Annotated in this window: 22 protein-coding genes; 10 read left to right on the forward strand and 12 right to left on the reverse strand. The window is 64.0% G+C overall.

Annotation, left to right across the window (positions count from 1 at the left end; genetic code table 11):
* Positions 1 to 136: 136 nt before the first annotated feature.
* From CAG44_RS05825 to CAG44_RS05840, 4 genes are all read left to right on the forward strand, one after another.
* On the forward strand, positions 137 to 1,513 hold the full coding sequence (locus CAG44_RS05825; RefSeq protein WP_085691750.1) for an L-serine ammonia-lyase: 1,377 nt from the start codon (positions 137 to 139) through the stop codon (positions 1,511 to 1,513).
* A 27-nt stretch (positions 1,514 to 1,540) separates the two neighbouring features.
* On the forward strand, positions 1,541 to 2,662 hold the full coding sequence (gcvT, locus tag CAG44_RS05830) for a glycine cleavage system aminomethyltransferase GcvT (RefSeq protein ID WP_085691751.1): 1,122 nt from the start codon (positions 1,541 to 1,543) through the stop codon (positions 2,660 to 2,662).
* 356 nt (positions 2,663 to 3,018) lie between these two features.
* Positions 3,019 to 3,231 carry a cold-shock protein gene (locus CAG44_RS05835; protein ID WP_003257941.1) on the forward strand — a complete coding sequence of 71 codons (213 nt, stop codon included), beginning with the start codon at positions 3,019 to 3,021 and terminating at the stop codon, positions 3,229 to 3,231.
* A gap of 91 nt (positions 3,232 to 3,322) precedes the next feature.
* Complete coding sequence (locus CAG44_RS05840) at positions 3,323 to 3,811, forward strand: RDD family protein (RefSeq protein WP_025337843.1); 489 nt, start codon at positions 3,323 to 3,325, stop codon at positions 3,809 to 3,811.
* 177 nt (positions 3,812 to 3,988) lie between these two features.
* Here CAG44_RS05840 and lptG read toward each other — a convergent pair whose 3' ends face one another.
* Together lptG and lptF are read right to left on the reverse strand one after the other, a co-directional pair.
* Positions 3,989 to 5,050, reverse strand: a complete 1,062-nt coding sequence (lptG, locus tag CAG44_RS05845) for an LPS export ABC transporter permease LptG (protein WP_085691752.1) — start codon at positions 5,048 to 5,050, stop codon at positions 3,989 to 3,991.
* On the reverse strand, positions 5,043 to 6,158 hold the full coding sequence (gene lptF / locus CAG44_RS05850) for an LPS export ABC transporter permease LptF (protein ID WP_025337841.1): 1,116 nt from the start codon (positions 6,156 to 6,158) through the stop codon (positions 5,043 to 5,045). The genes lptG and lptF overlap by 8 nt, the downstream gene beginning before the upstream one ends.
* 301 nt (positions 6,159 to 6,459) lie before the next feature.
* Between lptF and CAG44_RS05860 the strand changes: the two genes are divergently transcribed.
* From CAG44_RS05860 to rlmF, 5 genes are all read left to right on the forward strand, one after another.
* Positions 6,460 to 7,953: a leucyl aminopeptidase gene (locus tag CAG44_RS05860; protein ID WP_025337839.1), complete on the forward strand. Its 1,494-nt coding sequence runs from the start codon at positions 6,460 to 6,462 to the stop codon at positions 7,951 to 7,953.
* A gap of 49 nt (positions 7,954 to 8,002) precedes the next feature.
* A complete protein-coding gene (locus tag CAG44_RS05865; protein WP_025337838.1) occupies positions 8,003 to 8,434 on the forward strand; it encodes a DNA polymerase III subunit chi in 432 nt (143 codons plus the stop codon).
* 5 nt (positions 8,435 to 8,439) lie between these two features.
* Entirely contained in the window at positions 8,440 to 8,805 is a 366-nt protein-coding gene (locus CAG44_RS05870; protein ID WP_013971096.1) for a hypothetical protein, read from the forward strand.
* 210 nt (positions 8,806 to 9,015) lie between these two features.
* Positions 9,016 to 11,862, forward strand: coding sequence for a valine--tRNA ligase (locus CAG44_RS05875; RefSeq protein ID WP_013971095.1), 2,847 nt, complete (start codon positions 9,016 to 9,018; stop codon positions 11,860 to 11,862).
* A 178-nt stretch (positions 11,863 to 12,040) separates the two neighbouring features.
* Positions 12,041 to 12,994, forward strand: a complete 954-nt coding sequence (gene rlmF / locus CAG44_RS05880) for a 23S rRNA (adenine(1618)-N(6))-methyltransferase RlmF (RefSeq protein WP_085691754.1) — start codon at positions 12,041 to 12,043, stop codon at positions 12,992 to 12,994.
* A gap of 50 nt (positions 12,995 to 13,044) precedes the next feature.
* On the opposite strand, the gene CAG44_RS05885 is transcribed toward rlmF, so the two are convergent.
* The gene (locus CAG44_RS05885) at positions 13,045 to 13,326 is read right to left on the reverse strand and encodes an HU family DNA-binding protein (protein ID WP_003257928.1); all 282 of its coding nucleotides are present in this window, start codon (positions 13,324 to 13,326) and stop codon (positions 13,045 to 13,047) included.
* A gap of 370 nt (positions 13,327 to 13,696) precedes the next feature.
* Between CAG44_RS05885 and yejK the strand changes: the two genes are divergently transcribed.
* Positions 13,697 to 14,704, forward strand: coding sequence for a nucleoid-associated protein YejK (gene yejK, locus CAG44_RS05890; protein ID WP_085664594.1), 1,008 nt, complete (start codon positions 13,697 to 13,699; stop codon positions 14,702 to 14,704).
* A 122-nt stretch (positions 14,705 to 14,826) separates the two neighbouring features.
* On the opposite strand, the gene CAG44_RS05895 is transcribed toward yejK, so the two are convergent.
* The 9 genes from CAG44_RS05895 to CAG44_RS05935 form a co-directional block, all read right to left on the reverse strand.
* Positions 14,827 to 15,123, reverse strand: a complete 297-nt coding sequence (locus tag CAG44_RS05895) for a GIY-YIG nuclease family protein (protein WP_085587499.1) — start codon at positions 15,121 to 15,123, stop codon at positions 14,827 to 14,829.
* Positions 15,116 to 15,592 (reverse strand): nuclear transport factor 2 family protein, encoded by a 477-nt coding sequence (locus CAG44_RS05900; protein WP_085587497.1) that lies wholly within the window; start codon positions 15,590 to 15,592, stop codon positions 15,116 to 15,118. Before CAG44_RS05900 ends, CAG44_RS05895 begins: the two co-directional genes overlap by 8 nt.
* Positions 15,593 to 15,771: 179 nt before the next feature.
* Positions 15,772 to 17,052, reverse strand: coding sequence for an MFS transporter (locus CAG44_RS05905; RefSeq protein WP_085691755.1), 1,281 nt, complete (start codon positions 17,050 to 17,052; stop codon positions 15,772 to 15,774).
* 13 nt (positions 17,053 to 17,065) lie between these two features.
* Complete coding sequence (locus CAG44_RS05910; RefSeq protein WP_085587493.1) at positions 17,066 to 17,716, reverse strand: FadR/GntR family transcriptional regulator; 651 nt, start codon at positions 17,714 to 17,716, stop codon at positions 17,066 to 17,068.
* Positions 17,717 to 17,957: 241 nt separating this feature from the next.
* Positions 17,958 to 19,004, reverse strand: a complete 1,047-nt coding sequence (gene hisC, locus CAG44_RS05915) for a histidinol-phosphate transaminase (protein ID WP_075043871.1) — start codon at positions 19,002 to 19,004, stop codon at positions 17,958 to 17,960.
* Between the two features lie 2 nt (positions 19,005 to 19,006).
* The gene (gene hisD / locus CAG44_RS05920; protein ID WP_025337829.1) at positions 19,007 to 20,332 is read right to left on the reverse strand and encodes a histidinol dehydrogenase; all 1,326 of its coding nucleotides are present in this window, start codon (positions 20,330 to 20,332) and stop codon (positions 19,007 to 19,009) included.
* 134 nt (positions 20,333 to 20,466) lie between these two features.
* Entirely contained in the window at positions 20,467 to 21,102 is a 636-nt protein-coding gene (hisG, locus tag CAG44_RS05925; RefSeq protein ID WP_003257924.1) for an ATP phosphoribosyltransferase, read from the reverse strand.
* A gap of 167 nt (positions 21,103 to 21,269) precedes the next feature.
* Positions 21,270 to 22,535, reverse strand: coding sequence for a UDP-N-acetylglucosamine 1-carboxyvinyltransferase (gene murA / locus CAG44_RS05930; protein ID WP_085587490.1), 1,266 nt, complete (start codon positions 22,533 to 22,535; stop codon positions 21,270 to 21,272).
* Between the two features lie 23 nt (positions 22,536 to 22,558).
* Positions 22,559 to 22,798: a BolA family protein gene (locus CAG44_RS05935; RefSeq protein ID WP_003255121.1), complete on the reverse strand. Its 240-nt coding sequence runs from the start codon at positions 22,796 to 22,798 to the stop codon at positions 22,559 to 22,561.
* Positions 22,799 to 22,873: the final 75 nt, after the last annotated feature.

Raw genomic sequence — 22,873 nt, forward strand, 5'->3', positions numbered from 1 at the left:
CGCTCAGGCCTCATCGCCGGCAAGCCAGCGCCCACAGGGGCCTCACCGCACTCAAGGCTAGTGCAGTACCTGTGGGAGCTGGCTTGCCGGCGATCGAGTGCGCAGCACTCGCCTTACTTACCGGAGGGAATGAGCAATGTCTTTGAGCGTCTTCGACCTGTTCAAGATCGGCATCGGCCCCTCCAGCTCGCACACGGTCGGCCCGATGCGCGCCGCCGCGCGCTTCGCCGAAGGGCTGCGCCGTGATGGCCTGCTGGCCCGCACGGTCAGCGTCAAGGCCGAGCTGTACGGCTCGCTCGGCGCCACCGGCAAGGGCCACGGCAGCGACAAGGCCGTGCTGCTGGGCCTTGAAGGCGAACACCCCGATGCCATCGACACCGATACCATCCCTGCCCGCCTGCAGGCCATCCGCGACAGCGGTCGGCTGAACCTGCTCGGCGAGCACAGCATCGCGTTCATCGAAAAGCAGCACCTGGCGATGATCCGCAAGCCGCTGGACTACCACCCCAACGGCATGATCTTCCGCGCCTTCGACGAGGCCGGCCTGCAAATCCGCAGCCGCGAGTACTACTCGGTGGGCGGCGGTTTCGTGGTCGACCAGGACGCTGCCGGCCACGACCGCATCGTCGAGGACAGCACACCGCTGACCTACCCGTTCAAGACCGCCAAGGAGCTGCTCGGCCATTGCACCGGGCAAAACCTGTCGATCAGCCAGGTAATGCTGGCCAACGAGGCGGCCTGGCGCCCCGAGGCGGAAACCCGTGCCGGGCTGCTGCGCATCTGGCAGGTGATGCAGGACTGCGTCGAAGCCGGTTGCCAGCATGAAGGCATCCTGCCGGGCGGGCTCAAGGTCAAGCGCCGGGCACCGGCGTTGTACCGCCAGCTGAGCCGCAACCCGGAAGCCAGCCTGCGCGATGCCCTGTCGGTACTCGACTGGGTCAACCTCTATGCCCTGGCGGTGAACGAGGAAAACGCCTACGGCGGGCGTGTGGTCACTGCGCCGACCAACGGCGCGGCGGGCATTGTCCCGGCGGTGCTGCATTACTACATGCGCTTCGTACCGGGAGCCAACGAGGACGGGGTGGTGCGGTTTCTGCTCACCGCCGCGGCCATCGGCATCCTGTACAAGGAAAACGCCTCCATCTCCGGCGCCGAAGTAGGCTGCCAGGGCGAGGTTGGCGTGGCCTGCTCGATGGCCGCCGGGGCGCTATGCGAGGTGATGGGCGGCACCGTGCAGCAGGTGGAGAACGCTGCCGAAATCGGCATGGAACACAACCTGGGCCTGACCTGCGACCCGATTGGCGGGCTGGTCCAGGTGCCTTGCATCGAGCGCAACGCCATGGGCTCGGTGAAGGCGATCAACGCGGTGCGCATGGCCTTGCGCGGCGACGGGCAGCACTACGTGTCGCTCGACAAGGTCATCCGCACCATGCGCCAGACCGGCGCCGACATGAAAAGCAAATACAAAGAGACCGCCCGTGGCGGCCTGGCCGTCAACATCATCGAATGTTGACCCGACAACAACAGCAAGGAGTCACCGATGTCCGAAACACTGCTCAAGACCCCACTGCACGCCCTGCACCTGGAACTGGGTGCGCGCATGGTGCCGTTCGCCGGCTTTGACATGCCGGTGCAGTACCCGTTGGGCGTGCTCAAGGAACACCTGCACACCCGCGAGCAGGCCGGCCTGTTCGATGTCTCGCACATGGGCCAGATCACCCTGCGCGGCAGCGATGCCGCCAAGGCCCTGGAAAGCCTGGTGCCGGTGGATATCATCGACCTGCCGGTGGGCATGCAGCGCTATGCCATGTTCACCAATGAGCAAGGCGGCATCCTCGACGACCTGATGGTCGCCAACCTGGGTGACGACACGCTGTTCCTGGTGGTCAACGCCGCCTGCAAGGACCAGGACCTGGCCCACCTGCAAGCGCACATCGGCAGCCGTTGCGAGGTGCAGCCGCTGTTCGAGCAGCGCGCCCTGCTGGCCCTGCAAGGCCCGGCGGCGGTCAAGGTGCTGGAGCGCCTGGCCCCGGAAGTGGCCGGCATGACCTTCATGCAGTTCCGCCCGGTGAAACTGCTGGGTGAAGACTGCTTCGTCAGCCGCTCGGGCTACACCGGCGAAGACGGCTACGAGATCTCGGTACCGGTACATGCCGCCGAAGCCCTGGCCCGCCGCCTGCTGGCCGAGCCCGAAGTACAACCGATCGGCCTGGGTGCGCGCGACTCGCTGCGCCTGGAAGCCGGCCTGTGCCTGTATGGCCACGACATGAACACCGAGACCACGCCGGTGGAAGCCAGCCTGCTGTGGGCCATTTCCAAGGTTCGCCGTGCCGATGGCGCGCGTGCCGCCGGTTTCCCGGGTGCCGAGGCCATCTTCGCTCATCAGCGCGATGGTGTGGCGCGCAAACGTGTGGGCCTGTTGCCACAGGAGCGTACCCCAGTACGTGAAGGCGCGGATATTGTCGATGCAAACGATAAACCTGTAGGCAAAGTGTGCAGCGGCGGCTTTGGCCCGACACTCGGTGCACCTGTAGCAATGGGTTATATCGATAGTGAACATACCGCTATCGACACCCCACTGTTTGCCGTGGTGCGTGGCAAGAAGGTTGCCTTGAAAGTCAGCAAAATGCCTTTCGTGGCACAACGTTACTACCGGGGCTGAAGCCGCTTTGTGAAGGTTGCGGGCAGGTTCGACATATTCGTTTTCGAACCTGTCCAATAACTTTTGAACATGGCGCCAGGCCAGGCGCCATGCCGTTTCCGACAAATCGGTCGGTTATCGGCAAACGGCCGATTTTCCATACGACCAAGGGCTTGTTTTTCGCTCGGGAGTTGGCGTAGAGTCACTGCACTGTGTTTGCATGGGTCGCAACAGTTCGTGACCTGGGCCAGTAGCCGCAATCTGCTACAACCCGTTCGACGTCTCTTACTTTCCTGCAACCCAGCCCAGTAATCTTTTGCTTCCTTTATTGCAAAAGAAACTGTCATCAAAATTCAAGCTTCATAGGAAATAAGACAATGGCTGAGCGTCAGAACGGTACCGTCAAGTGGTTCAATGACGAAAAAGGTTACGGCTTCATCACCCCAGAAAGCGGTCCGGATCTGTTCGTGCACTTCCGCGCTATCGAAGGTAACGGCTTCAAGAGCCTGAAAGAAGGCCAGAAGGTCACCTTCGAAGCAGTCCAGGGCCAGAAAGGCATGCAGGCTGACAAAGTCCAGGTCGCCGGCTAAGCCGAACCCGACTTCGAGAAAAGCCCCTGCCAAGTGCAGGGGCTTTTTTTTGCCCGTAGAATAGCGGCTTCGTCTTCTGGAGCCGTTTTGCATGTCCAAGCCTCTGCTCACACCCCAGGGTGATTTTCCGCCGGTCGGCCTGGGCCGGCGCCTGGCGGCGATGTTCTACGACTTCCTGCTGTGCACGGCGCTGCTGATCGTGACCGCCGGTGCCTACAAGATGATCCAGATGGCGATCATCGGCGAAGCCCGCATGCGTGAGCTGACCGAGGCTGGCGCACTGGACGGCGACCCGCTGTTGTCCACCGTGTTGCTGTTTGTCCTGTTCGGTTTCTTTGCCAAGTTCTGGACCCATGGCGGGCAGACCCTGGGCATGCAGGTGTGGGGCGTGCGGGTGCAGAACGCCGATGGCACAGCCATCAGCCTGTGGCAGGCGCTGCTGCGCTTCGTGGTCTCGATTGCCTCGTGGCTGTGCCTGGGGCTGGGGTTTTTCTGGGTGTTTATCGACAAGCGCCAGCGGGGCTGGCATGACATCTATTCGGAAAGCCAGCTGGTGCGGGTGCCGAAGCAGAAGAAATGAGCTGAGACCTGTATTGCCTGCTCCGGCCTCTTCGCGGGCTTGCCCGCTCCCACAGGTTCATCACAGGTCCTGAGGATGGTGAGGTTCCTGTGGGAGCGGGCAAGCCCGCGAAGAAGGCAACACAAATGCCAGCAAAAAGCCGACCCTGAGGTCGGCTTTTTTGTACAACTCAGGCCATCAACCTGCCCGGCGCAACAACCACACACCGGCCAGCGCGCAGATGCCTGCCGGGATCAGCACCGCCAGCAGCGGCGGGAAGCCGAACACCTGGCTCGAAGGCCCCAGCAGGTCCTGGGCGATGCGGAACACGAAGCCCACCAGTACACCGGTGAACACGCGCTGGCCAAGGGTTACCGAACGCAGCGGGCCGAAGATGAAGGAAATGGCCATCAGCACCAGCGCCGCGGTCACCATCGGCTGCAACACCTTGGTCCAGAACGCCAGCCAGTAACGGGCATTGTTCAGGCCCTGGTCGGACAGGTAGTGGATGTAGTCCCACAGCCCGGTGATGGACAGCGACTCCGGCGCCAGGATCACGGTATTGAGCAGTTGCGGCGTGAGCGAAACGTCCCAGCGCTCCTGCGGCGCGGTCACCACTTCGGTGTGGTCGCCACGGAAGAAGGTGGTGCGCACGTCGCTGAGCATCCAGTGGTCGTCCTGGTACTGTGCACGGCGGGCGAAGCTCGAGGTGACGATCTTGCGCTCGCTGTCGAAGCGGTAACGGGTCACGCCCAGCAGCAGGCCGTTGGGCTGCACGGCGTTGATGTGCACGTACTCCTCGCCCTGGCGGTGCCACATGCCGCGCTTGGAGCTTTGCGCATCACCACCACCCTGGGCCAGGGAACGGTCGGCCTGGGCCTTGTTCTCGGTCACCGGCGCCACGTACTCGCCGATCAGCAGGCCGACCAGCATCAGTACCAGCATCGGCTTCATCACCGCCCAGACGATGCGCCCGATGGAAACCCCGGCAGCACGCATGATGGTCAGTTCGCTGCTGCTGGCCAGGCTGCCCAGGCCGATCAGGCAGCCGATCAAGGCGGCCATCGGCAGCATTTCGTACAGGCGCCGCGGTGCGGTCAGCAGGACGAAGTTGCCCGCCTCCATCACCGTGTAGGTGTCACTCAGGTCGCTCATCTCGTCGATGAAGGCAAACAGCGAAGCCAGGCCGAGGATGATCCCCAGCACGGCGAGGATGGCCAGCAGCACGCTCTGGCCGATGTAGCGGTCGAGCTTACCCATGGGCCACCTCCGCACGACGGGCGGCGCGCTTGAGACGCAGCGGCTCCCAGTACATCAGGCCCAGGCCGATCAGCAGGAACAGGCCGTGGACCCACCACATGCCCAGGGCGATCGGCAGTTTGCCCTTCTCGAGGGCGCCACGTACGGAAATCAGCATTGTCAGGTAGGCCATGTACAGAAGAATTGCCGGCAGCAGCTTGAGGAAGCGGCCCTGGCGCGGGTTGACCCGGGACAGCGGCACCGCCAGCATGGTGACGATGAACACCAGGATCGGCAGCGACAGCCGCCATTGCAGCTCGGCGCGCTCACGCAGGCCTTTCTTGCCGATCAGCTCGGAAGTGGGGATGGCTTCGCGATCGGTCACTTCCTCGGCGACTTCCGGCTTGGGCAGCAGCACGCCGTAGGTGTCGTACTTGATTGCACGGTAATCGGCCTGGCCCGGGTTGCCGTCGTAACGGTAACCGTTTTCCAGCACCAGGTAGCGGTTGCCGTCGGCCTGGATTTCCTGGTGGCCTTTTTCGGCAACCAGCACCGACGGGGCGCGGTCCTTGGTCTTGTCCTGGTTGAAGCGCTTCTCGGAAATGAACACCCCGGCCAGGTTGATGCGGTCGTCCGACAGCTCTTCGGTGTAGGTCACCCGCGAGCCGTCGCGCAGGGTCTGGAAGCGGCCCGGCACCAGGGTGTCGAACTCGGTCAGGGCATCCTGCTGGCTGATGATCTGCTGCACCTGGGCCACACCCAGCGGCGCCAGGCTCAGGCTCAGCCAGGCCACCAGCAGGGCAACCAGGGCGGCCGGTGCCATGGTCAGGCCCAGCAGGCGCTGCTGGCTCATGCCGGTGGCCGACAGCACGGTCATCTCGCTTTCCAGGTACAGGCGCCCGTACGCCAGGAGAATGCCGAGGAACAGCCCCAGAGGCAGGATCAGCTGCAGGAAGCCCGGCAGGCGGAAGCCCATGATCAGGAACAGCACGCTCGGGTCGAGCACACCCTGGGCAGCCTGGGCCAGGTACTTGATGAAGCGCCCACTCATGATGATCACCAGCAGCACGGCGCTGACGGCGCTCAAGGTCACCAGGACCTCGCGGGACAGATAACGAAAGACGATCAAACCAGACACTCCTGGGTTGTCAGGGCGGACTGCCAATCAATGGCGCCAGACAATGACTTAGTACAGCCAAGACCAATGCCGGTTCGCCAAAGGCGAACCTCCATGTAAAGTGCGCGCATTATCCTGTGATTGACCGCCCCTGTCACTTCGCCGCGCATGAAGGCGCATAACGGGGTTGTCAGCACGCTTGCCGCAGGCTCAAACTGGCAGCTTTTCCGCTGGCACGCGACGACGCGGCCAGGCCCGTCCAGAGCGCTGGAACACACAGCGCCGACTGTATCGATCATTCGGGGATCCTGACATGGAACTGGTTGTAAAAAGCGTAGCTGCTGCATCCGTAAAAACCGCCACCCTGGTCCTCCCGGTAGGTGAAAACCGCAAGCTCGGCGCCGTGGCCAAGGCCGTCGACCAGGCCAGCGAGGGCGCCATCAGTGCCGTGCTCAAGCGTGGCGACCTGGCCGGCAAGCCGGGCCAGACCCTGCTCCTGCAGAACCTCGCGGGCCTGAAGGCCGAGCGCGTGCTGCTGGTGGGCAGCGGCAAGGACGAAGCCCTGGGCGACCGCGCCTGGCGCAAACTGGTCGCCAGCGTCGCCGGCGTGCTCAAGGGCCTGAACGGCGCTGACGCAGTGCTGGCCCTGGACGACATCGCGGTCAGCAACCGCGATGCCCACTATGGCAAGTACCGCCTGCTGGCCGAAACCCTGCTCGACGGCGAATACGTGTTCGATCGCTTCAAGAGCCAGAAGGCCGAGCCGCGCGCCCTGAAGAAGGTCACCCTGCTGGCCGACAAGGCCGGCCAGGCCGAGGTCGAGCGTGCCGTCAAGCATGCAAGCGCCATCGCCACCGGCATGGCTTTCACCCGCGACCTGGGCAACCTGCCGCCCAACCTGTGCCACCCAAGCTTCCTGGCCGAACAGGCCAAGGACCTGGGCAAGGCGCACAAGGCGCTGAAAGTCGAAGTGCTGGACGAGAAAAAGATCAAGGACCTGGGCATGGGCGCGTTCTACGCCGTCGGCCAGGGCAGCGACCAGCCACCACGCCTGATCGTGCTCAACTACCAAGGCGGCAAGAAGGCGGACAAGCCGTTCGTGCTGGTGGGCAAGGGCATTACCTTCGACACCGGCGGCATCAGCCTCAAGCCTGGTGCCGGCATGGACGAAATGAAGTACGACATGTGTGGTGCCGCCAGCGTGCTCGGCACCCTGCGTGCGGTGCTCGAGCTGCAGCTGCCGGTCAACCTGGTGTGCCTGCTGGCCTGCGCCGAGAACATGCCGAGCGGCGGCGCCACCCGCCCGGGTGACATCGTCACCACCATGAGCGGGCAGACCGTGGAAATCCTCAACACCGACGCCGAAGGCCGCCTGGTGCTGTGCGACACCCTGACCTACGCCGAGCGCTTCAAGCCGCAGGCAGTCATCGACATCGCCACCCTGACCGGTGCCTGCATCGTCGCCCTGGGCAGCCACACCACCGGCCTGATGGGCAACAACGACGACCTGGTCGGCCAGTTGCTCGACGCCGGCAAGCGCGCCGACGACCGTGCCTGGCAGCTGCCGCTGTTCGATGAGTACCAGGAGCAGCTGGACAGCCCGTTCGCCGACATGGGCAACATCGGCGGGCCGAAGGCCGGCACCATCACCGCCGGCTGCTTCCTGTCGCGCTTTGCCAAGGCCTACGACTGGGCGCACATGGACATCGCCGGCACCGCCTGGGTCAGTGGTGGCAAGGACAAGGGCGCCACTGGCCGCCCTGTGCCCCTGCTGACCCAGTACCTGCTGGACCGCGCTGGCGCCTGACGCCATGAAGCCGGTGGCGCCCCGTGCGCCGCCGGCCGGCGATACCACCATGAGCAAAGTCGATTTCTACATCCTGCCCACCGACTCGCTGTCGGCGCGGCTCGATTTCGCCTGCAAGCTGTGCGAAAAGGCCTGGCGCCTTGGCCACCGGGTCTACCTGCATTGCCAGGACGCCGAGCAGCGCAGCGAGCTGGACCAACGCCTGTGGCGTTTCAAGGGCGAGGCCTTCGTGCCCCACGACCTCGCGGAGGTACATGCCGATGCCAGCGTGGCATTGGGCCTGGCCGCCGACAGTGCAGGCGATCACCACGACCTGTTGATCAACCTGGGCGCCGGCGTACCGGCCTTCGTCGGCCAGTTCGAACGGGTGGCCGAAATAGTCGTTGAAGAGCCTGGCATCCGCCAATCGGCCCGTGAACGATTCCGTTTCTACCGTGAACAGGGCTATGCTCTGCAAGACCACCGCTTACAGCGACTTTGACGACGATGGACAAGCCCTCCCCCCTGCCCGATTCCGCCCATCTGCTCGATGACCTCGAGTCGATACGCCAGTTGCTTGGCGACGCCGACCTGCAACCGCCGCTGCTGACCGAGACGGTGGAGCAGATCCCGTTGCTGCTGGAAGAAGCGCCCGGCAATCATGTGCCTGCGGCCGAACCGGTAGCTGCCGAACCCGAAGATGACCCGCAGACCCGTCGCCAGGACACCCTCCTGCACCTGGAAAGCGAACTGCGTGCGGCGGCGCAGATGATCATGCAGGACGTGATCAACGACTTCACCCCGCACATCGAGAACGAGATCAAGCGCCGGCTGGATGCGCGGATCGAGCGGTTGATCAAGCGTTCCGAGTAAAACCGAACATCCGGGTCGCCTGCTTCGCGGGCACGCCCGCTCCCACAGGGCCCCCACAGCCCACAAGACCTGTGGTGCACCTGTGGGAGCGGGCGAGCCCGCGAAGCAGGCGCCACTGTTCCGACAGTTGTCAGCAGCTTGTCGCCTGCGGCCCCCAGCTTGGTTATACTTCCCGGCTTTCCCGAATAAATGCACAGGGTCCCGCCGCGCATGGATAAGACCTACCAGCCGCACGCCATCGAAACTTCCTGGTACAACACCTGGGAGTCCGAGAACTATTTCGCCCCACAAGGTGCAGGCGAGTCCTACACCATCATGATCCCGCCGCCGAACGTGACCGGCAGCCTGCACATGGGCCACGGGTTCAACAACGCGATCATGGACGCCCTGATCCGTTTCCGCCGCATGCAAGGCCGCGACACCCTGTGGCAGCCAGGCACCGACCACGCCGGTATCGCCACCCAGATGCTGGTCGAGCGCCAGCTCGAGGCCAAGGGCCAGAACCGGCATGACCTGGGCCGCGAAAAGTTCCTGGAAAAGGTCTGGGAATGGAAGGACCAGTCCGGTGGCAACATCAGCCGTCAGATCCGCCGTCTGGGCTCGTCGGTCGACTGGAGCCGCGAGCGCTTCACCATGGACGACGGCCTGTCCGAAGCGGTCAAGGAAGCCTTCGTGCGCCTGCATGAAGATGGCCTGATCTACCGCGGCAAGCGCCTGGTCAACTGGGACACCAAGCTGCACACGGCCATCTCCGACCTCGAAGTGGAAAACCACGACGAGAAGGGCCACCTGTGGAACCTGCGCTACCCGCTGGCCGACGGCGCCAAGACCGCCGAAGGCAAGGACTACCTGGTAGTCGCCACCACCCGTCCGGAAACCCTGCTGGGTGACGCCGCCGTGGCGGTCAACCCGAACGACGAGCGCTACCAGGCACTGATCGGCAAGTTCGTCGAACTGCCGCTGGTCGGCCGCCGCATCCCGATCATCGCCGACGACTACTGCGACCCCGAGTTCGGTACCGGCTGCGTGAAGATCACCCCGGCCCACGACTTCAACGACTACGAAGTCGGCAAGCGCCACAACCTGCCGCTGCTGAACATCTTCGACAAGAACGCCTTCGTGCTGGCCAGCGCGCAGGCCTTCAACCTCGACGGCAGCGTCAACGAGCAGGTGGACACCCGCCTGCCGGCCCAGTATGCCAACCTCGACCGCTTCGTCGCGCGCAAGCAGATCGTCGCCGACCTGGATGCCCAGGGCCTGCTGGTCAGCATCGATGACCACGCGCTGAAAGTGCCGAAAGGCGACCGTTCGGGCACCGTCATCGAGCCGTGGCTGACCGACCAGTGGTACGTTTCCACCAAGCCGCTGGCAGAACCTGCCATCGCCGCCGTGGAAGATGGCCGCATCCAGTTCGTGCCCAAGCAGTACGAGAACATGTACTTCTCCTGGATGCGTGATATCCAGGACTGGTGCATCAGCCGCCAGCTGTGGTGGGGCCACCGCATCCCGGCATGGTACGACGAGGCCGGCCAGGTCTATGTCGGCCGCAACGAGGAAGAAGTGCGCGCCAAGCACAACCTGGGCGCCGACGTGGTCCTGCGCCAGGACGACGACGTACTCGACACCTGGTTCAGTTCGGGCCTGTGGACCTTCTCTACCCTGGGCTGGCCGGAACAGACCGAGTTCCTCAAGAAGTTCCACTCCACCGACGTGCTGGTGACCGGCTTCGACATCATCTTCTTCTGGGTTGCGCGCATGATCATGCTGACCATGCACCTGATCAAGAACGAGGATGGCACCCCGCAGGTACCGTTCAAGACCGTGTACGTGCACGGCCTGGTACGTGACGGCCAGGGCCAGAAGATGTCCAAGTCCAAGGGCAACGTGCTGGACCCGCTGGACATCGTCGACGGCATCACCCTCGACGCCCTGCTGGAAAAACGCACCAGCGGCATGATGCAGCCCAAGCTTGCCGAGAAGATCGCCAAGCAGACCAAGGCCGAGTTCCCCGAAGGTATCGCCAGCTACGGCACCGACGCCCTGCGCTTCACCTTCTGCTCGCTGGCCTCCACTGGCCGCGACATCAAGTTCGACATGGGCCGCGTCGAAGGCTACCGCAACTTCTGCAACAAGATCTGGAACGCCGCCCGCTACGTGCTGGACAAGGGCGAGGACTGCGGCCAGAACGGCGAGGCCTACGAGCTGTCGCTGGCCGATCGCTGGATCATCTCGCAGCTGCAGCGTACCGAAGCCGAAGTGACCCGCCAGCTGGAGCAGTTCCGCTTCGACCTGGCCAGCCAGGCGCTGTACGAGTTCATCTGGAACCAGTACTGCGACTGGTACCTGGAGCTGTCCAAGCCAGTGCTGTGGGACGAGAACGCCCCGGTCGAGCGCGCCCGTGGCACTCGCCGCACCCTGGTCCGCGTGCTGGAAGTGGCGCTGCGCCTGGCGCACCCGTTCATGCCGTTCATCACCGAAGAAATCTGGCAGCGCATCGCGCCGCTGGCCGGCATCGAAGGCAAGACCATCATGCTGCAGCCATGGCCGGTGGCCAATGAAAGCCGCATCGATGCTGCCGCCGAAGGCGACATCGAGTGGCTCAAGGAGCTGATGGTCGGCCTGCGCAACATCCGCGCCGAAATGAACATCGGCCCGGGCAAGCCGCTGCCGCTGTTCCTGAAGAACGCCAACGCCGACGACCAGCGTCGCCTGCAGGAAAACGAAGCCCTGCTGAAGAAGCTGGCCAAGGTCGAGTCGTTCACCGTACTGGGCGATGCCGACGAAGCGCCGCTGTCGGCCACCGCCCTGGTCGGTGACCTGCAAGTGCTGGTGCCGATGGCCGGCCTGATCGACAAGGATGCCGAGCTGGCGCGCCTGAACAAGGAAATCCAGCGCCTGCAGGGTGAAGTGGCACGCGTGGGTGGCAAGCTGTCCAACGCCGCCTTCGTCGACAAGGCACCGCCTGCCGTGATCGAGAAGGAACGCGCCAAGCTGGCCGAGTCCGAACAGGCCCTGGCCAACTTCACCGAGCAGCATGCGCGGATTGCAGCGCTTTAATCACTAGAGAAAAGCTGGGGCCGCTTTGCGGCCCTTTCGCGACACAAGGCCGCTCCTACAGGGACGGCGCCGGTCTGAAGGGCGCCGCTATCCTGTAGGAGCGGCCTTGTGTCGCGAAAGGGCTGCAAAGCAGCCCCAGGCTCTATCAGCCACCGCTCGTATAGGGCTGGACACTGCCATGACCCCGAACAAACCCACCCTGCACCCGCGCAACCGCCACCAGGGCCGCTACGACTTCCCCAGCCTGATCAAGGCCCACCCTGACCTGGCGCGCTTCACCATCACCAACCCCCACGGCAAACCCAGCATCGACTTCGCCAACCCCGAGGCCGTGCGGGTGTTCAACCGTGCCCTGCTGAAGGCCCAGTACGGCATCCAGCACTGGGATATCCCCGCCGACTACCTGTGCCCGCCGATTCCCGGTCGCGCCGACTACATCCACGTGGCCGCCGACCTGCTGGCCGACGACAATGCCGGCGAGATCCCCAAGGGCGCCCAGGTGCGTGCGCTGGACATCGGCGTGGGGGCCAACTGCATCTACCCGCTGCTGGGCCACAGCGACTACCGCTGGCGCTTCCTCGGCTCGGACATCGACCCCGTGGCCCTGGCTTCGGCCAAGGCCATCGTCCAGGCCAACGGCCTGGGCAAGGCCATCACCCTGCGCCAGCAGGCCAACCGTGCACACATCCTCAGCGGCCTGCTGCAGGAGGGCGAACGCTTCGACCTCACCCTGTGCAACCCGCCCTTCCATGCCTCACGCGACGAAGCCACCCGTGGCAGCCAGCGCAAGTGGAAGAACCTCGGCAAGCAGGACCCCAAGCGCAAGCTGCCGGTGCTCAACTTCGGCGGCCAGAACAACGAACTGTGGTGCGAAGGCGGCGAGATCCGCTTTGTCAGCCAACTGGTCAGCGAAAGCGTGCAGTACGCCGAGCGGGTACTGTGGTTCACCAGCCTGGTGTCCAAGGCCAGCAACCTGCCGGGGATCGAGGCTGCGCTCAGGAAAGCGGGCGCCAAGGCCGTGCGCATCAGTGAAATGGGCCAAGGGCAGAAGCAGAGCCGCATGGTCGCCTGGAGCTTCCACGACGACGCCGCGCGCCAGGCTTGGCACGCCGGGCGTAAAACCCAGGCATGAAAAAACCGCGCCCGGGCAAGCCGGGCGCGGTTTCGTCAAAGCTTCAACAATTACTTGTTGATGGCGTCGGTCAGCACTTTGGCTGGAACGAACTTGACGACTTTCTTGGCAGCGATTTCGATGGCAGCGCCAGTCGAAGGGTTGCGGCCGGTACGGGCAGGACGCTCAGCGACTTTCAGCTTGCCGATGCCTGGCAGAGTGATTTCAGCGCCGTTTTCCAGCTGGTCGGCAACGATCTGGCCCAGTTGCTCCAGAGCGTTCTTGGCGGTGGCTTTTGGCGCGGCGATCGATTCGGCGATGTCGGCAATCAGTTGGTCTTTGGTCAATGCCATGGTGGTGTTCCTTCCCTATCAAATTCGATGGTTATGCAGCGGACTACGACGTTATCGGGCCAGCCCCTGAAAGTGGAGGGCCGCGCCAATCGCGTATGTAGATACGCAAATCGACGTTTGGTTCGACACGACGACAGCACGCTGCCAGCAATGCGCCACACAAGGGGCGCAAGACCGCGCAAAGCTACCACAGGAACGGATAAATATCCGCTGCGCGCTTCGATTTAATGCAGGTTTTTCGGGGGTTTTAGCCTAAAACGCACAAATTTGAACAAAAAACGAACAACCGGCATTTCTGCCAACATCCGGCCACTGCACCACCTTGTGTCTAGGGTAAACTGGACGACTTTTGCAGCTCGCCGAGAATTCCATGCCAATCCGTCATTGCATCGTTCACCTGATCGACAAAAAGCCCGATGGCAGCCCCGCCGTGCTGCATGCCCGCGATTGCGAACTGGCTGCCTCCGACGCCATCGAAAACCTGCTTGCCGACCTCAATGACAGCTACAACGCCAAGCAAGGCAAGGCCTGGGGCTTTTTCCACGGTGAGTCCGGCGCCTACCCGCTGAGCGGCTGGCTGAAGCAGTACCTGGACGAAGAAAAGGACTTTACCGCCTTCAGCCGCGTGGCCGTGGAGCACCTGCAGAAGCTGATGGAAGAGTCCAACCTGTCCACCGGCGGCCACATCCTGTTTGCCCATTACCAGCAAGGCATGACCGAATACCTGGCGATCGCCCTGCTACACCACAGCGAAGGCGTGGCGGTGAACGCCGAGCTCGACGTGATGCCTTCGCGCCACCTCGACCTTGGCCAGCTGCACCTGGCGGCGCGCATCAACCTGTCGGAGTGGAAGAACAACCAGAACTCCAAACAGTACATTTCGTTCATCAAGGGCAAGAACGGCAAGAAGGTCTCGGACTACTTCCGCGATTTCATCGGCTGCCAGGAAGGCGTGGACGGCCCGGGCGAAACCCGCACCCTGCTCAAGGCCTTCAGTGACTTCGTCGAGAGCGAAGACCTGCCGGAAGAGTCTGCCCGCGAAAAAACCCAGACCCTGGTCGAGTACGCCACTACCCAGACCAAGCTGGGTGAGCCGGTCACGCTGGAAGAGCTGTCCAGCCTGATCGACGAGGACCGGCCCAAGGCGTTCTACGACCACATCCGCAACAAGGACTACGGCCTGTCGCCGGAAATCCCCGCAGACAAGCGCACCCTCAACCAGTTCCGCCGTTTCACCGGGCGTGCCGAGGGGTTGTCGATCAGCTTCGAAGCGCACCTGCTGGGGGACAAGGTCGAGTATGACGAGGAGGCAGGGACCTTGATCATCAAGGGCCTTCCGACCACCTTGGTGGATCAGTTGAAGCGGCGCAAGGACTGATGGCCCCGGGGCCGCTTCGCGCCCCATCGCCGGCAAGCCAGCTCCCACAGGTACTGCACAGGCCTGAGGTCCATGCAGTCGAAGTGGGAGCTGGCTTGCCGGCGATGGGGCGCGAAGCGGCCCTAACTAACAGCCACTACTGCGCCATAGGAGGCCACCAAAGCCTCCTTCGCCGACTTGCGCAGCCGCTTCACCAGCCGCTCCTGGCGCAACGCCTCGCCCTTGTCCGGCCATTGCTCCACATACACCAGCGCCTGGGCCGGGCTGGTCTTGAAGTAGCGCGCGCCCTGCCCTTTCTGGTGCGCCAGAAAGCGCCGCTGCGGGTCATCGCTGATACCGCAATACAGCGATCCATTGGCAGCCCTTACCAAGTAGACATACCAGGGTTTGCTCGCGGCAATTTCGACGGGCTCACTCACCCTGGGCCTGCTGGAATGCTCGCAATCCTGTGAACGCCTGCTGGCGTACCTTGTTCTGCACCAGCGGCGACCAGCCCAGCAGCATGCCAGGCACACCCAGCGCCTGCCGCGACCAACTCCACAAGTCGAATTGGTCATCGTGCTGGCAGATCAGCCCGTCACGAATCACGAAACGCGCCTGGATATCGTTGACCACGATGCGGCCGGTCTGGCTGAACAGGTAGGTGGCCACCCAATGTGCGGCGCCCGTGCGTTCATCGGCGCGGACGTTGTCGAAGGTCAGGGTGAAGTCCTTGGCCCGGCTGGTGAGCATTCGCCACATGTCGCCTGCATCCTTGCCACGCAAGGTGCCGAAGACCGGGTCGCTGAAGACGATATCGTCGCTGTAGCAGGCGACCATGGCCTCGGCGTCCAGGCGCTGGAAGGCCTGGTAGAAGCGGGTGATCAGGTCGCGGTTGGCGTCGCTCATGGGGGCTGGTCCGTCCTGGGGGATGATAGCAGCACGATAATCTGCCCCGGTTGCTTATGCCAGTACCGGCCTCTTCGCGGGCGCGCCCGCTCCCACAAGATCCATGCATGCTTTGATCCTGTGGCTCTCCTGTGGGAGCGGGCGTGCCCGCGAAGAGGCCAGCACTGCCAATATCAGCTTCAGACTTTCTCGCTGCTCACCTGCACATGCAAAGCCCGCCCGGCGCCCAGGCCGAAGACGATGGCCCCCACCCCCAGCACGGCAAAGATCCACCCCACTGCCGCCCAGCCCCCGGTCAGGTCATGCACCAGCCCCACCGCAAACGGCCCCATCGACGCCAGGGTATAACCCACCCCCTGCGCCATGCTCGACAGGTTCGCCGCCACATGGGCATCCTTCGAGCGCAGCACGATCAAGGTCAGCGCCAGGGCAAAGGTACCGCCCTGCCCCAGGCCCAGCACAACCGCCCAGCCCCACAGCCCGGAAAGCGGCGCATACAGGCAACCGAACAGGCCGGCCAGGGTAATCAGCATGACCAGCACGATCGCCAGGCGCTGGTCCTTGCCGCGAGTGGCCAGCCAGGGCGCACTGAGCGAACTGACCAGCTGCACGATCACCGACCCCGACAGCACCAGCCCCGCCTCGGTCGGGCTCAGGCCGCGACCGATCAGGATCGATGGCAACCAGCCAAAGACGATGTAGGCCAGTGACGACTGCAGGCCCATGTACAGGGTCACCTGCCAGGCCAGCGGATCACGCCACAGCCCACGCACGCGATAGGCCACCTTGTGCAGGCCATGTCCTTGGCGGGCCTGCGGCAGCCATACCAGCATGGCGAGCAGGGCCGGCAACATCCAGAAGCCAAGCCCCAGCGCCCAGCTGCCGTCGAAATGCTGGGCCAGGGGCACCGTGGCGCCAGCCGCCATGGCGGCGCCCAGGCACAACGCCATGGTGTAAACGCCGGTCAGCGTGCCAGCGTGCTGCGGGAAATCGCGCTTGACGATGCCCGGCAGCAGCACGCCAATGATGCCGATGCTGGCCCCCGCCATGAGGCTGCCGAGGAACACCCCGGTGGCCCCCAGGCTACTGCGCACGACAATGCCAAGCGCCAGGGTGGCGAGAATGCCGAGGATCACCCGCTCGCTGCCAAAGCGCCGCGCCAGCACCGGCGCCAAAGGGGCGAACAGGCCCAGGCACAGCACTGGCAAGGTGGTCAGCAAACCGGCCTGCGAGGCGTTCAGCCCCAGGCCTTCGGACACCTGGCCCAGCACTGGCGCCATGCTCGACAATGCCGGGCGCAGGTTCAAAGCCACCAGCACCAGGCCGAGCAACAACAGCCAAGGCCGCTGTACCTGTACCGGCTGCTGTTGGACCTGTTCGTCGTCAGCCTCGGCGTCGATCAGCAACTCTTCGAGGTCCCGCTCGCTCGGTGGGGTGTTACGGGTGATGGAATCAGCCATGGCCTTCTCGGAGTCAGGATTCGATAAGGGTACGGCTCAGGCGCTTGGCCTGCTCCGCATCGCGTTGCTCGATGGCGGCAAGGATCTGCCCATGCAGGTCGAACGTGGACTGGCAGCGCGGCACGGTCGCCATGTTGTGCTGCAGCGCGGCAGCCACCACCCCGGAAAAGTACCGGTACAGCTCACTCAAGGCCGGGTTGTGGGCGGCATCGACCAGCCGCTGGTGAAACACCAGGTCGCAGGCCACATAAGCATCGATATCACCGTGAAAATGCCCGGCACTGTTGGCCAGGGCATCACGCAGCGCCTGCAGGTCGGCGTCGGTTCGGCGCAGCGCGGCCAGGCCGATGGCCTCGGCTTCGAGGATATGTCGGGTTTCACGGGCCTGCTCGGGCGTGCAGCGTGACATCGCCTGCACCGCCTGCAGCGGGTCCTGGGCCGTGCGCAGATAGCTGCCGTCGCCCTGGCGGATCTCCACCAGACCACTGAACGCCAGCACGCGCATGGCCTCGCGTACGGTGTTGCGGCTTATGCCCAACTGCAGGGCCAGTTCCGGCTCGGTCGGCAAACGCTGGCCAACCTGCCAGTCGCCCAGCACGATGCGTTCGCGCATGCGCTCGACGGCCAGTTCGACCAGGGACCGCTTGGTCAATTCGGTACTCATGCTACTCAACCAATCATCCGATGAATTGGCGCAGCATACCGGTGGGCAAAGTGTTTGTCATTGAAGAGAGCTGCGATTAGAAACCTGGCGCGATTTTTTGTGGGAGCGGCCTTGTGTCGCGAAAGGGCCGCAAAGCGGCCCCTGGATTTCAGCGCAGATGCAAAAACTGCTGGGGCCGCTTTGCGGCCCTATCGCGACACAAGGCCGCTCCTACAAGGACCGCGCAGGGCAGTGGATGACGTCAGGTCAACGCATCGAGCAGCGCCTGGTTCATCTCTGGCGTACCGATGGTGATGCGCAGGAACTGGGCAATGCGCGGCTGCTTGAAGTGGCGCACGATCACGCCCTGCTCGCGCAGGCGTGCAGCCAGCTCACCGGCATCTTGTTGCGGATGGCGGGCGAAGATGAAGTTGGCCGCCGACGGCAGCACTTCGAAGCCCTTGGCCTGCAGCTGCCCGACCAACACCTCTCGGCTGTCGATCACCTTGCGGCAGGTTTCCTCGAAGTACTCGCGGTCCTCGAACGCCACCGCCGCGCCGACGATCGCGGCTCGGTCCAGCGGGTAGGAGTTGAAGCTGTTCTTGATCCGCTCCAGCGCCTCGATCAGGTCCGGGTGCCCCACCGCCAGGCCAACCCGCAGCCCGGCCAGCGAGCGCGACTTCGACAGGGTCTGGGTGACCAGCAGGTTGTCGTAGCGGTCCACCAGGCTGATCGCCGTTTCGCCACCGAAGTCGATGTAGGCTTCATCGACCACCACCACCGAATCACGGTTGGCCTGCAGCAACTGCTCCACCGCCTGCAGCGGCATCAGGCAACCGGTCGGCGCGTTGGGGTTGGGGAAGATGATGCCGGCATTGGGCTTGTTGTAGTCCTCGATGCGGATCTGGAACTGCTCGTCCAGCGCCACCTGCTCAAAGGCGATACCGTACAGGCCGCAGTAGACCGGGTAGAAGCTGTAGCTGATGTCAGGGAACAGCAGCGGTGCGTCGTGCTGGAACAGGCCGTGGAAGATGTGCGCCAGCACCTCGTCCGAGCCGTTGCCGACGAACACTTGTGCCGGCGTCACGCCGTAGTACTCGGCCACCGCCTGCTTCAGCCGGTCACCGTTCGGGTCCGGGTACAGGCGCAGGTTGTCGTTCAGCTCGCCGCGCATGGCCTCCAGCGCCTTGGGCGACGGGCCGTAGGGGTTTTCGTTGGTGTTCAGCTTGACCAGGCGGGCCAGCTTGGGCTGCTCGCCCGGCACGTAAGGCACCAGGTCCTTGACGAAGGGGCTCCAGAATCGACTCATGCTCAGTTCCCCTTCTCTTGGGTCAGGATGCGGTATTCAGCGCTGCGGGCGTGGGCGGTCAGCGACTCGCCACGGGCCAGGACCGAGGCGGTGTGGCCCAGCTCGGACGCGCCCTGCTCGGAGCAGAAAATGATCGACGAACGCTTCTGGAAGTCATACACCCCCAGCGGCGACGAGAAACGCGCGGTGCCGGAGGTCGGCAGCACGTGGTTGGGCCCTGCGCAGTAGTCGCCCAGCGCTTCACTGGTGTGGCGGCCCATGAAGATCGCGCCAGCGTGGCGGATGTGCGGCAGCCAGGCCTGCGGGTCGGCCACCGACAGTTCCAGGTGCTCGGGTGCGATGCGGTTGGCCACTTCCATGGCCTGCTGCATGTCACGCACCTGGATCAGCGCACCACGGCCATTGATCGACTTCTCGATGATCTCGGCACGTTCCATGGTCGGCAGCAGCTTGTCGATGCTGGCGGCAACGCGGTCGAGGAAGGCGGCGTCCGGGCTGACCAGGATGGCCTGGGCATCTTCGTCGTGCTCGGCCTGGGAGAACAGGTCCATGGCGATCCAGTCCGGGTCGGTCTGGCCGTCGCACACCACGAGGATTTCCGACGGGCCGGCGATCATGTCGATACCCACCTGGCCAAACACGTGGCGCTTGGCGGTGGCAACGTAGATGTTGCCCGGGCCGACGATCTTGTCCACCTGCGGCACGCTTTCGGTACCGTAGGCCAGGGCGGCGACGGCCTGGGCGCCACCGACGGTGAACACACGGTCGACACCGGCGATGCAGGCAGCCGCCAGCACCAGCTCGTTGACCTCGCCACGCGGGGTCGGCACCACCATCACCACTTCGGCCACACCGGCGACCTTGGCCGGGATGGCGTTCATCAGCACCGACGACGGGTACGACGCCTTGCCACCCGGTACATACAGGCCGGCGCGGTCCAGCGGGGTGACCTTCTGGCCAAGCACGGTGCCGTCGGCCTCGGTGTACTGCCAGGAATCCTGCTTCTGCCGCTCGTGGTACATGCGCACACGGTTGGCAGCCTTTTCCAGGGCTTCGCGCTGGACCGGGGTAATGCGGGTCAGGGCCAGTTCCAGGCGCTCGCGACCGAGGATCAGGTCATCGATGGACTTGGCATCGACACCATCGAAACGCTGGGTGAATTCCACCAATGCCGCATCGCCACGCTCGCGCACGGCCTTGATGATGTCGAGCACGCGCTGGTTGACCGCGTCATCGGACACACTTTCCCAGCTCAGCAGATGATCCAGATGTCGGGCGAAATCCGGATCAGCAGCGTTGAGACGGGCAATTGCAGTGGACACGGTCATGGCGAGGGCCTCGATTATTGGCGAATGCTCAGGCGCCCTAGGCTACCAGTCCATCCGCGCGGGCACCCGAGAAAAATGGCTATGACGCGGATAGACGGGCGCGGCAGCGAAGGCCGCGCGCAGTCGGTAGAGAGTCAGCCGCGGTGTCGCGATTCGACCGCACCGCGCAGCGTGTCGATCAGGCTCTGGATACGGGCGTGCTGCATTTTCATGGAGGCCTTGTTGACCACCAGGCGCGAGCTGATCGTGGCGATCAGTTCCTGGGGCTCCAGGCCGTTGGCACGCAGGGTGTTGCCGGTGTCGACCACGTCGATGATCTTGTCGGCCAGGTTGATCAGCGGTGCCAGCTCCATCGAGCCGTACAGCTTGATGATGTCGACCTGGCGGCCCTGTTCGGCGTAGTAGCGTTTGGCTACGTTGACGAACTTGGTAGCCACGCGCAGACGGCCCTTGGGCTCGGGTGCGCCGACCACGCCAGCGGTCATCAGCTTGCAACGGGCAATCTGCAGGTCCAGGGGCTCGTAAAGGCCCTGGCCGCCGTACTCCATCAGCACATCCTTGCCGGCCACACCCAGGTCGGCGGCACCATGCTCGACATAGGTCGGCACGTCGGTGGCACGCACGATCAGCAGGCGCACATCGTCCTGCGTGGTGGGGATGATCAGTTTGCGGCTCTTGTCCGGGTTCTCGGTCGGCACGATACCGGCCTCGGCCAGCAACGGCAGGGTATCGTCGAGAATACGGCCTTTGGAAAGCGCGATGGTCAACATTGGAACGTCGGTCCTTAAGCGGCTACTGCCGGCCGGGCGTCGAGCCCGACCGCATTTGATTCATTGTGGGAGCGGGCTTGCCCGCAAAGCAACCACCGCGGTGCATGGCACCGGCTCTGCCGATATTCGCGGGCAAGCCCGCTCCCACACGGTATGCCGAAGGGCTACTAGCCCGGTACGCGACGGATTTTCGCGCCCAGCATCTGCAGTTTTTCTTCGATGCACTCGTAACCACGGTCGATGTGGTAGATGCGATCGATCAGGGTATCGCCTTCGGCTACCAGCGCCGACAGCACCAGGCTGGCGGAAGCACGCAGGTCGGTGGCCATTACCGGGGCACCCTTCAGCGCCTTGACGCCAGTGACGATGGCAGTGTTGCCTTCGACCTGGATCTGCGCGCCCATGCGGTGCATTTCGTAGACGTGCATGAAGCGGTTTTCGAAGATCGTCTCGATCACTGCACCTGTGCCTTCGGCAATGGCGTTGAGCGAGATGAACTGCGCCTGCATGTCGGTCGGGAACGCCGGGTACGGGGCGGTACGCAGGTTGACGGCTTTCGGCCGTTTGCCGTGCATGTCCAGCTCGATCCAGTCCTCGCCAGTGTTGATGTCGGCGCCGGCTTCCTTGAGTTTTTCCAGTACGGCTTCAAGGATGGTCGGATCGGTGTCCTTGACCTTGACGCGGCCGCCAGTCACGGCAGCGGCAACCAGGTAGGTACCGGTCTCGATACGGTCCGGCATCACGCGGTAGTTGGCCGAGTGCAGGCGCTCGACGCCATCGATGACGATGGTGTCGGTACCAGCGCCCTGAACCTTGCCGCCCATGGCGTTGATGAAGTTGGCCAGGTCGACCACTTCCGGCTCGCGCGCGGCGTTCTGCAGCACGCTGCGGCCCTTGGCCAGGGCAGCGGCCATCATGATGTTCTCGGTACCGGTCACGCTCACGGTGTCGAAGAAGAAGTGCGCACCGCGCAGGCCACCCTCAGGCGCCTTGGCCTTGATGTAGCCGGCTTCGACTTCGATCTTCGCGCCCATGGCCTCGAGGCCACGGATGTGCAGGTCGACCGGGCGCGAGCCAATGGCGCAACCGCCAGGCAGGGCCACTTCGGCCTCACCGAAACGGGCGACCATCGGGCCCAGCACCAGGATCGAGGCGCGCATGGTCTTGACCAGCTCGTAAGGTGCAACCAGCGTCTTGATGGTGCGAGGGTCGATCTCGACCGCCAGCTTTTCGTCGATCACCGGCTCGATGCCCATGCGGCCGAACAGCTCGATCATGGTGGTGATGTCGTGCAGGTGCGGCAGGTTGCCCACGGTGACCGGGCCGTCGGCCAACAGGGTCGCCGCCAGAATCGGCAGGGCTGCGTTCTTCGCGCCCGAAATGCGGATCTCGCCATCAAGGCAAGCGCCGCCAGTAATAATCAGTTTGTCCATTGGAATCTCGCCGCCACGTTGGCTCAGGTGCGCTCAGCCCAGGCTGCGCTGCTGAAAAATTTCATGGTTACCGCATGGATGCTGCCATTGGCGATCCACGGATTCAGGTGAGCATAGATCGCCTGCTGGCGTTTGACCGGGCTCAGGCCAGCCAACTCGTCGCTGATCACGTTCAACTGGAAGTTGCAGCCTTCGCCTTCAACTTCGACCCGGGAACCCGGCAATTTCTCTTCAAGGAAGCTTTTAACTTCTACGGCCTGCATGCTCAACCTCAATCGGCGCCCGATGCGCACGGGTCGGCCATCATACAAAAAAGCCCCTCGCCTGCGAAGCCCAAC

The sequence above is a fragment of the Pseudomonas sp. B13(2017) genome (genome assembly GCF_002113245.1).
Lineage (GTDB): Bacteria > Pseudomonadota > Gammaproteobacteria > Pseudomonadales > Pseudomonadaceae > Aquipseudomonas > Aquipseudomonas putida_Z.

Coding starts and splice junctions, on each gene's coding strand:
- CAG44_RS05825 (WP_085691750.1), top strand. CDS start 137: ATGTCTTTGAGCGTCTTCGACCTGTTCAAGATCGGCATCGGCCCCTCC.
- gcvT (WP_085691751.1), top strand. CDS start 1,541: ATGTCCGAAACACTGCTCAAGACCCCACTGCACGCCCTGCACCTGGAA.
- CAG44_RS05835 (WP_003257941.1), top strand. CDS start 3,019: ATGGCTGAGCGTCAGAACGGTACCGTCAAGTGGTTCAATGACGAAAAA.
- CAG44_RS05840 (WP_025337843.1), top strand. CDS start 3,323: ATGTCCAAGCCTCTGCTCACACCCCAGGGTGATTTTCCGCCGGTCGGC.
- lptG (WP_085691752.1), bottom strand. CDS start 5,050: ATGGGTAAGCTCGACCGCTACATCGGCCAGAGCGTGCTGCTGGCCATC.
- CAG44_RS05860 (WP_025337839.1), top strand. CDS start 6,460: ATGGAACTGGTTGTAAAAAGCGTAGCTGCTGCATCCGTAAAAACCGCC.
- CAG44_RS05865 (WP_025337838.1), top strand. CDS start 8,003: ATGAGCAAAGTCGATTTCTACATCCTGCCCACCGACTCGCTGTCGGCG.
- CAG44_RS05870 (WP_013971096.1), top strand. CDS start 8,440: ATGGACAAGCCCTCCCCCCTGCCCGATTCCGCCCATCTGCTCGATGAC.
- CAG44_RS05875 (WP_013971095.1), top strand. CDS start 9,016: ATGGATAAGACCTACCAGCCGCACGCCATCGAAACTTCCTGGTACAAC.
- rlmF (WP_085691754.1), top strand. CDS start 12,041: ATGACCCCGAACAAACCCACCCTGCACCCGCGCAACCGCCACCAGGGC.
- CAG44_RS05885 (WP_003257928.1), bottom strand. CDS start 13,326: ATGGCATTGACCAAAGACCAACTGATTGCCGACATCGCCGAATCGATC.
- yejK (WP_085664594.1), top strand. CDS start 13,697: ATGCCAATCCGTCATTGCATCGTTCACCTGATCGACAAAAAGCCCGAT.
- CAG44_RS05900 (WP_085587497.1), bottom strand. CDS start 15,592: ATGAGCGACGCCAACCGCGACCTGATCACCCGCTTCTACCAGGCCTTC.
- CAG44_RS05905 (WP_085691755.1), bottom strand. CDS start 17,052: ATGGCTGATTCCATCACCCGTAACACCCCACCGAGCGAGCGGGACCTC.
- CAG44_RS05910 (WP_085587493.1), bottom strand. CDS start 17,716: ATGAGTACCGAATTGACCAAGCGGTCCCTGGTCGAACTGGCCGTCGAG.
- hisC (WP_075043871.1), bottom strand. CDS start 19,004: ATGAGTCGATTCTGGAGCCCCTTCGTCAAGGACCTGGTGCCTTACGTG.
- hisD (WP_025337829.1), bottom strand. CDS start 20,332: ATGACCGTGTCCACTGCAATTGCCCGTCTCAACGCTGCTGATCCGGAT.
- hisG (WP_003257924.1), bottom strand. CDS start 21,102: ATGTTGACCATCGCGCTTTCCAAAGGCCGTATTCTCGACGATACCCTG.
- murA (WP_085587490.1), bottom strand. CDS start 22,535: ATGGACAAACTGATTATTACTGGCGGCGCTTGCCTTGATGGCGAGATC.
- CAG44_RS05935 (WP_003255121.1), bottom strand. CDS start 22,798: ATGCAGGCCGTAGAAGTTAAAAGCTTCCTTGAAGAGAAATTGCCGGGT.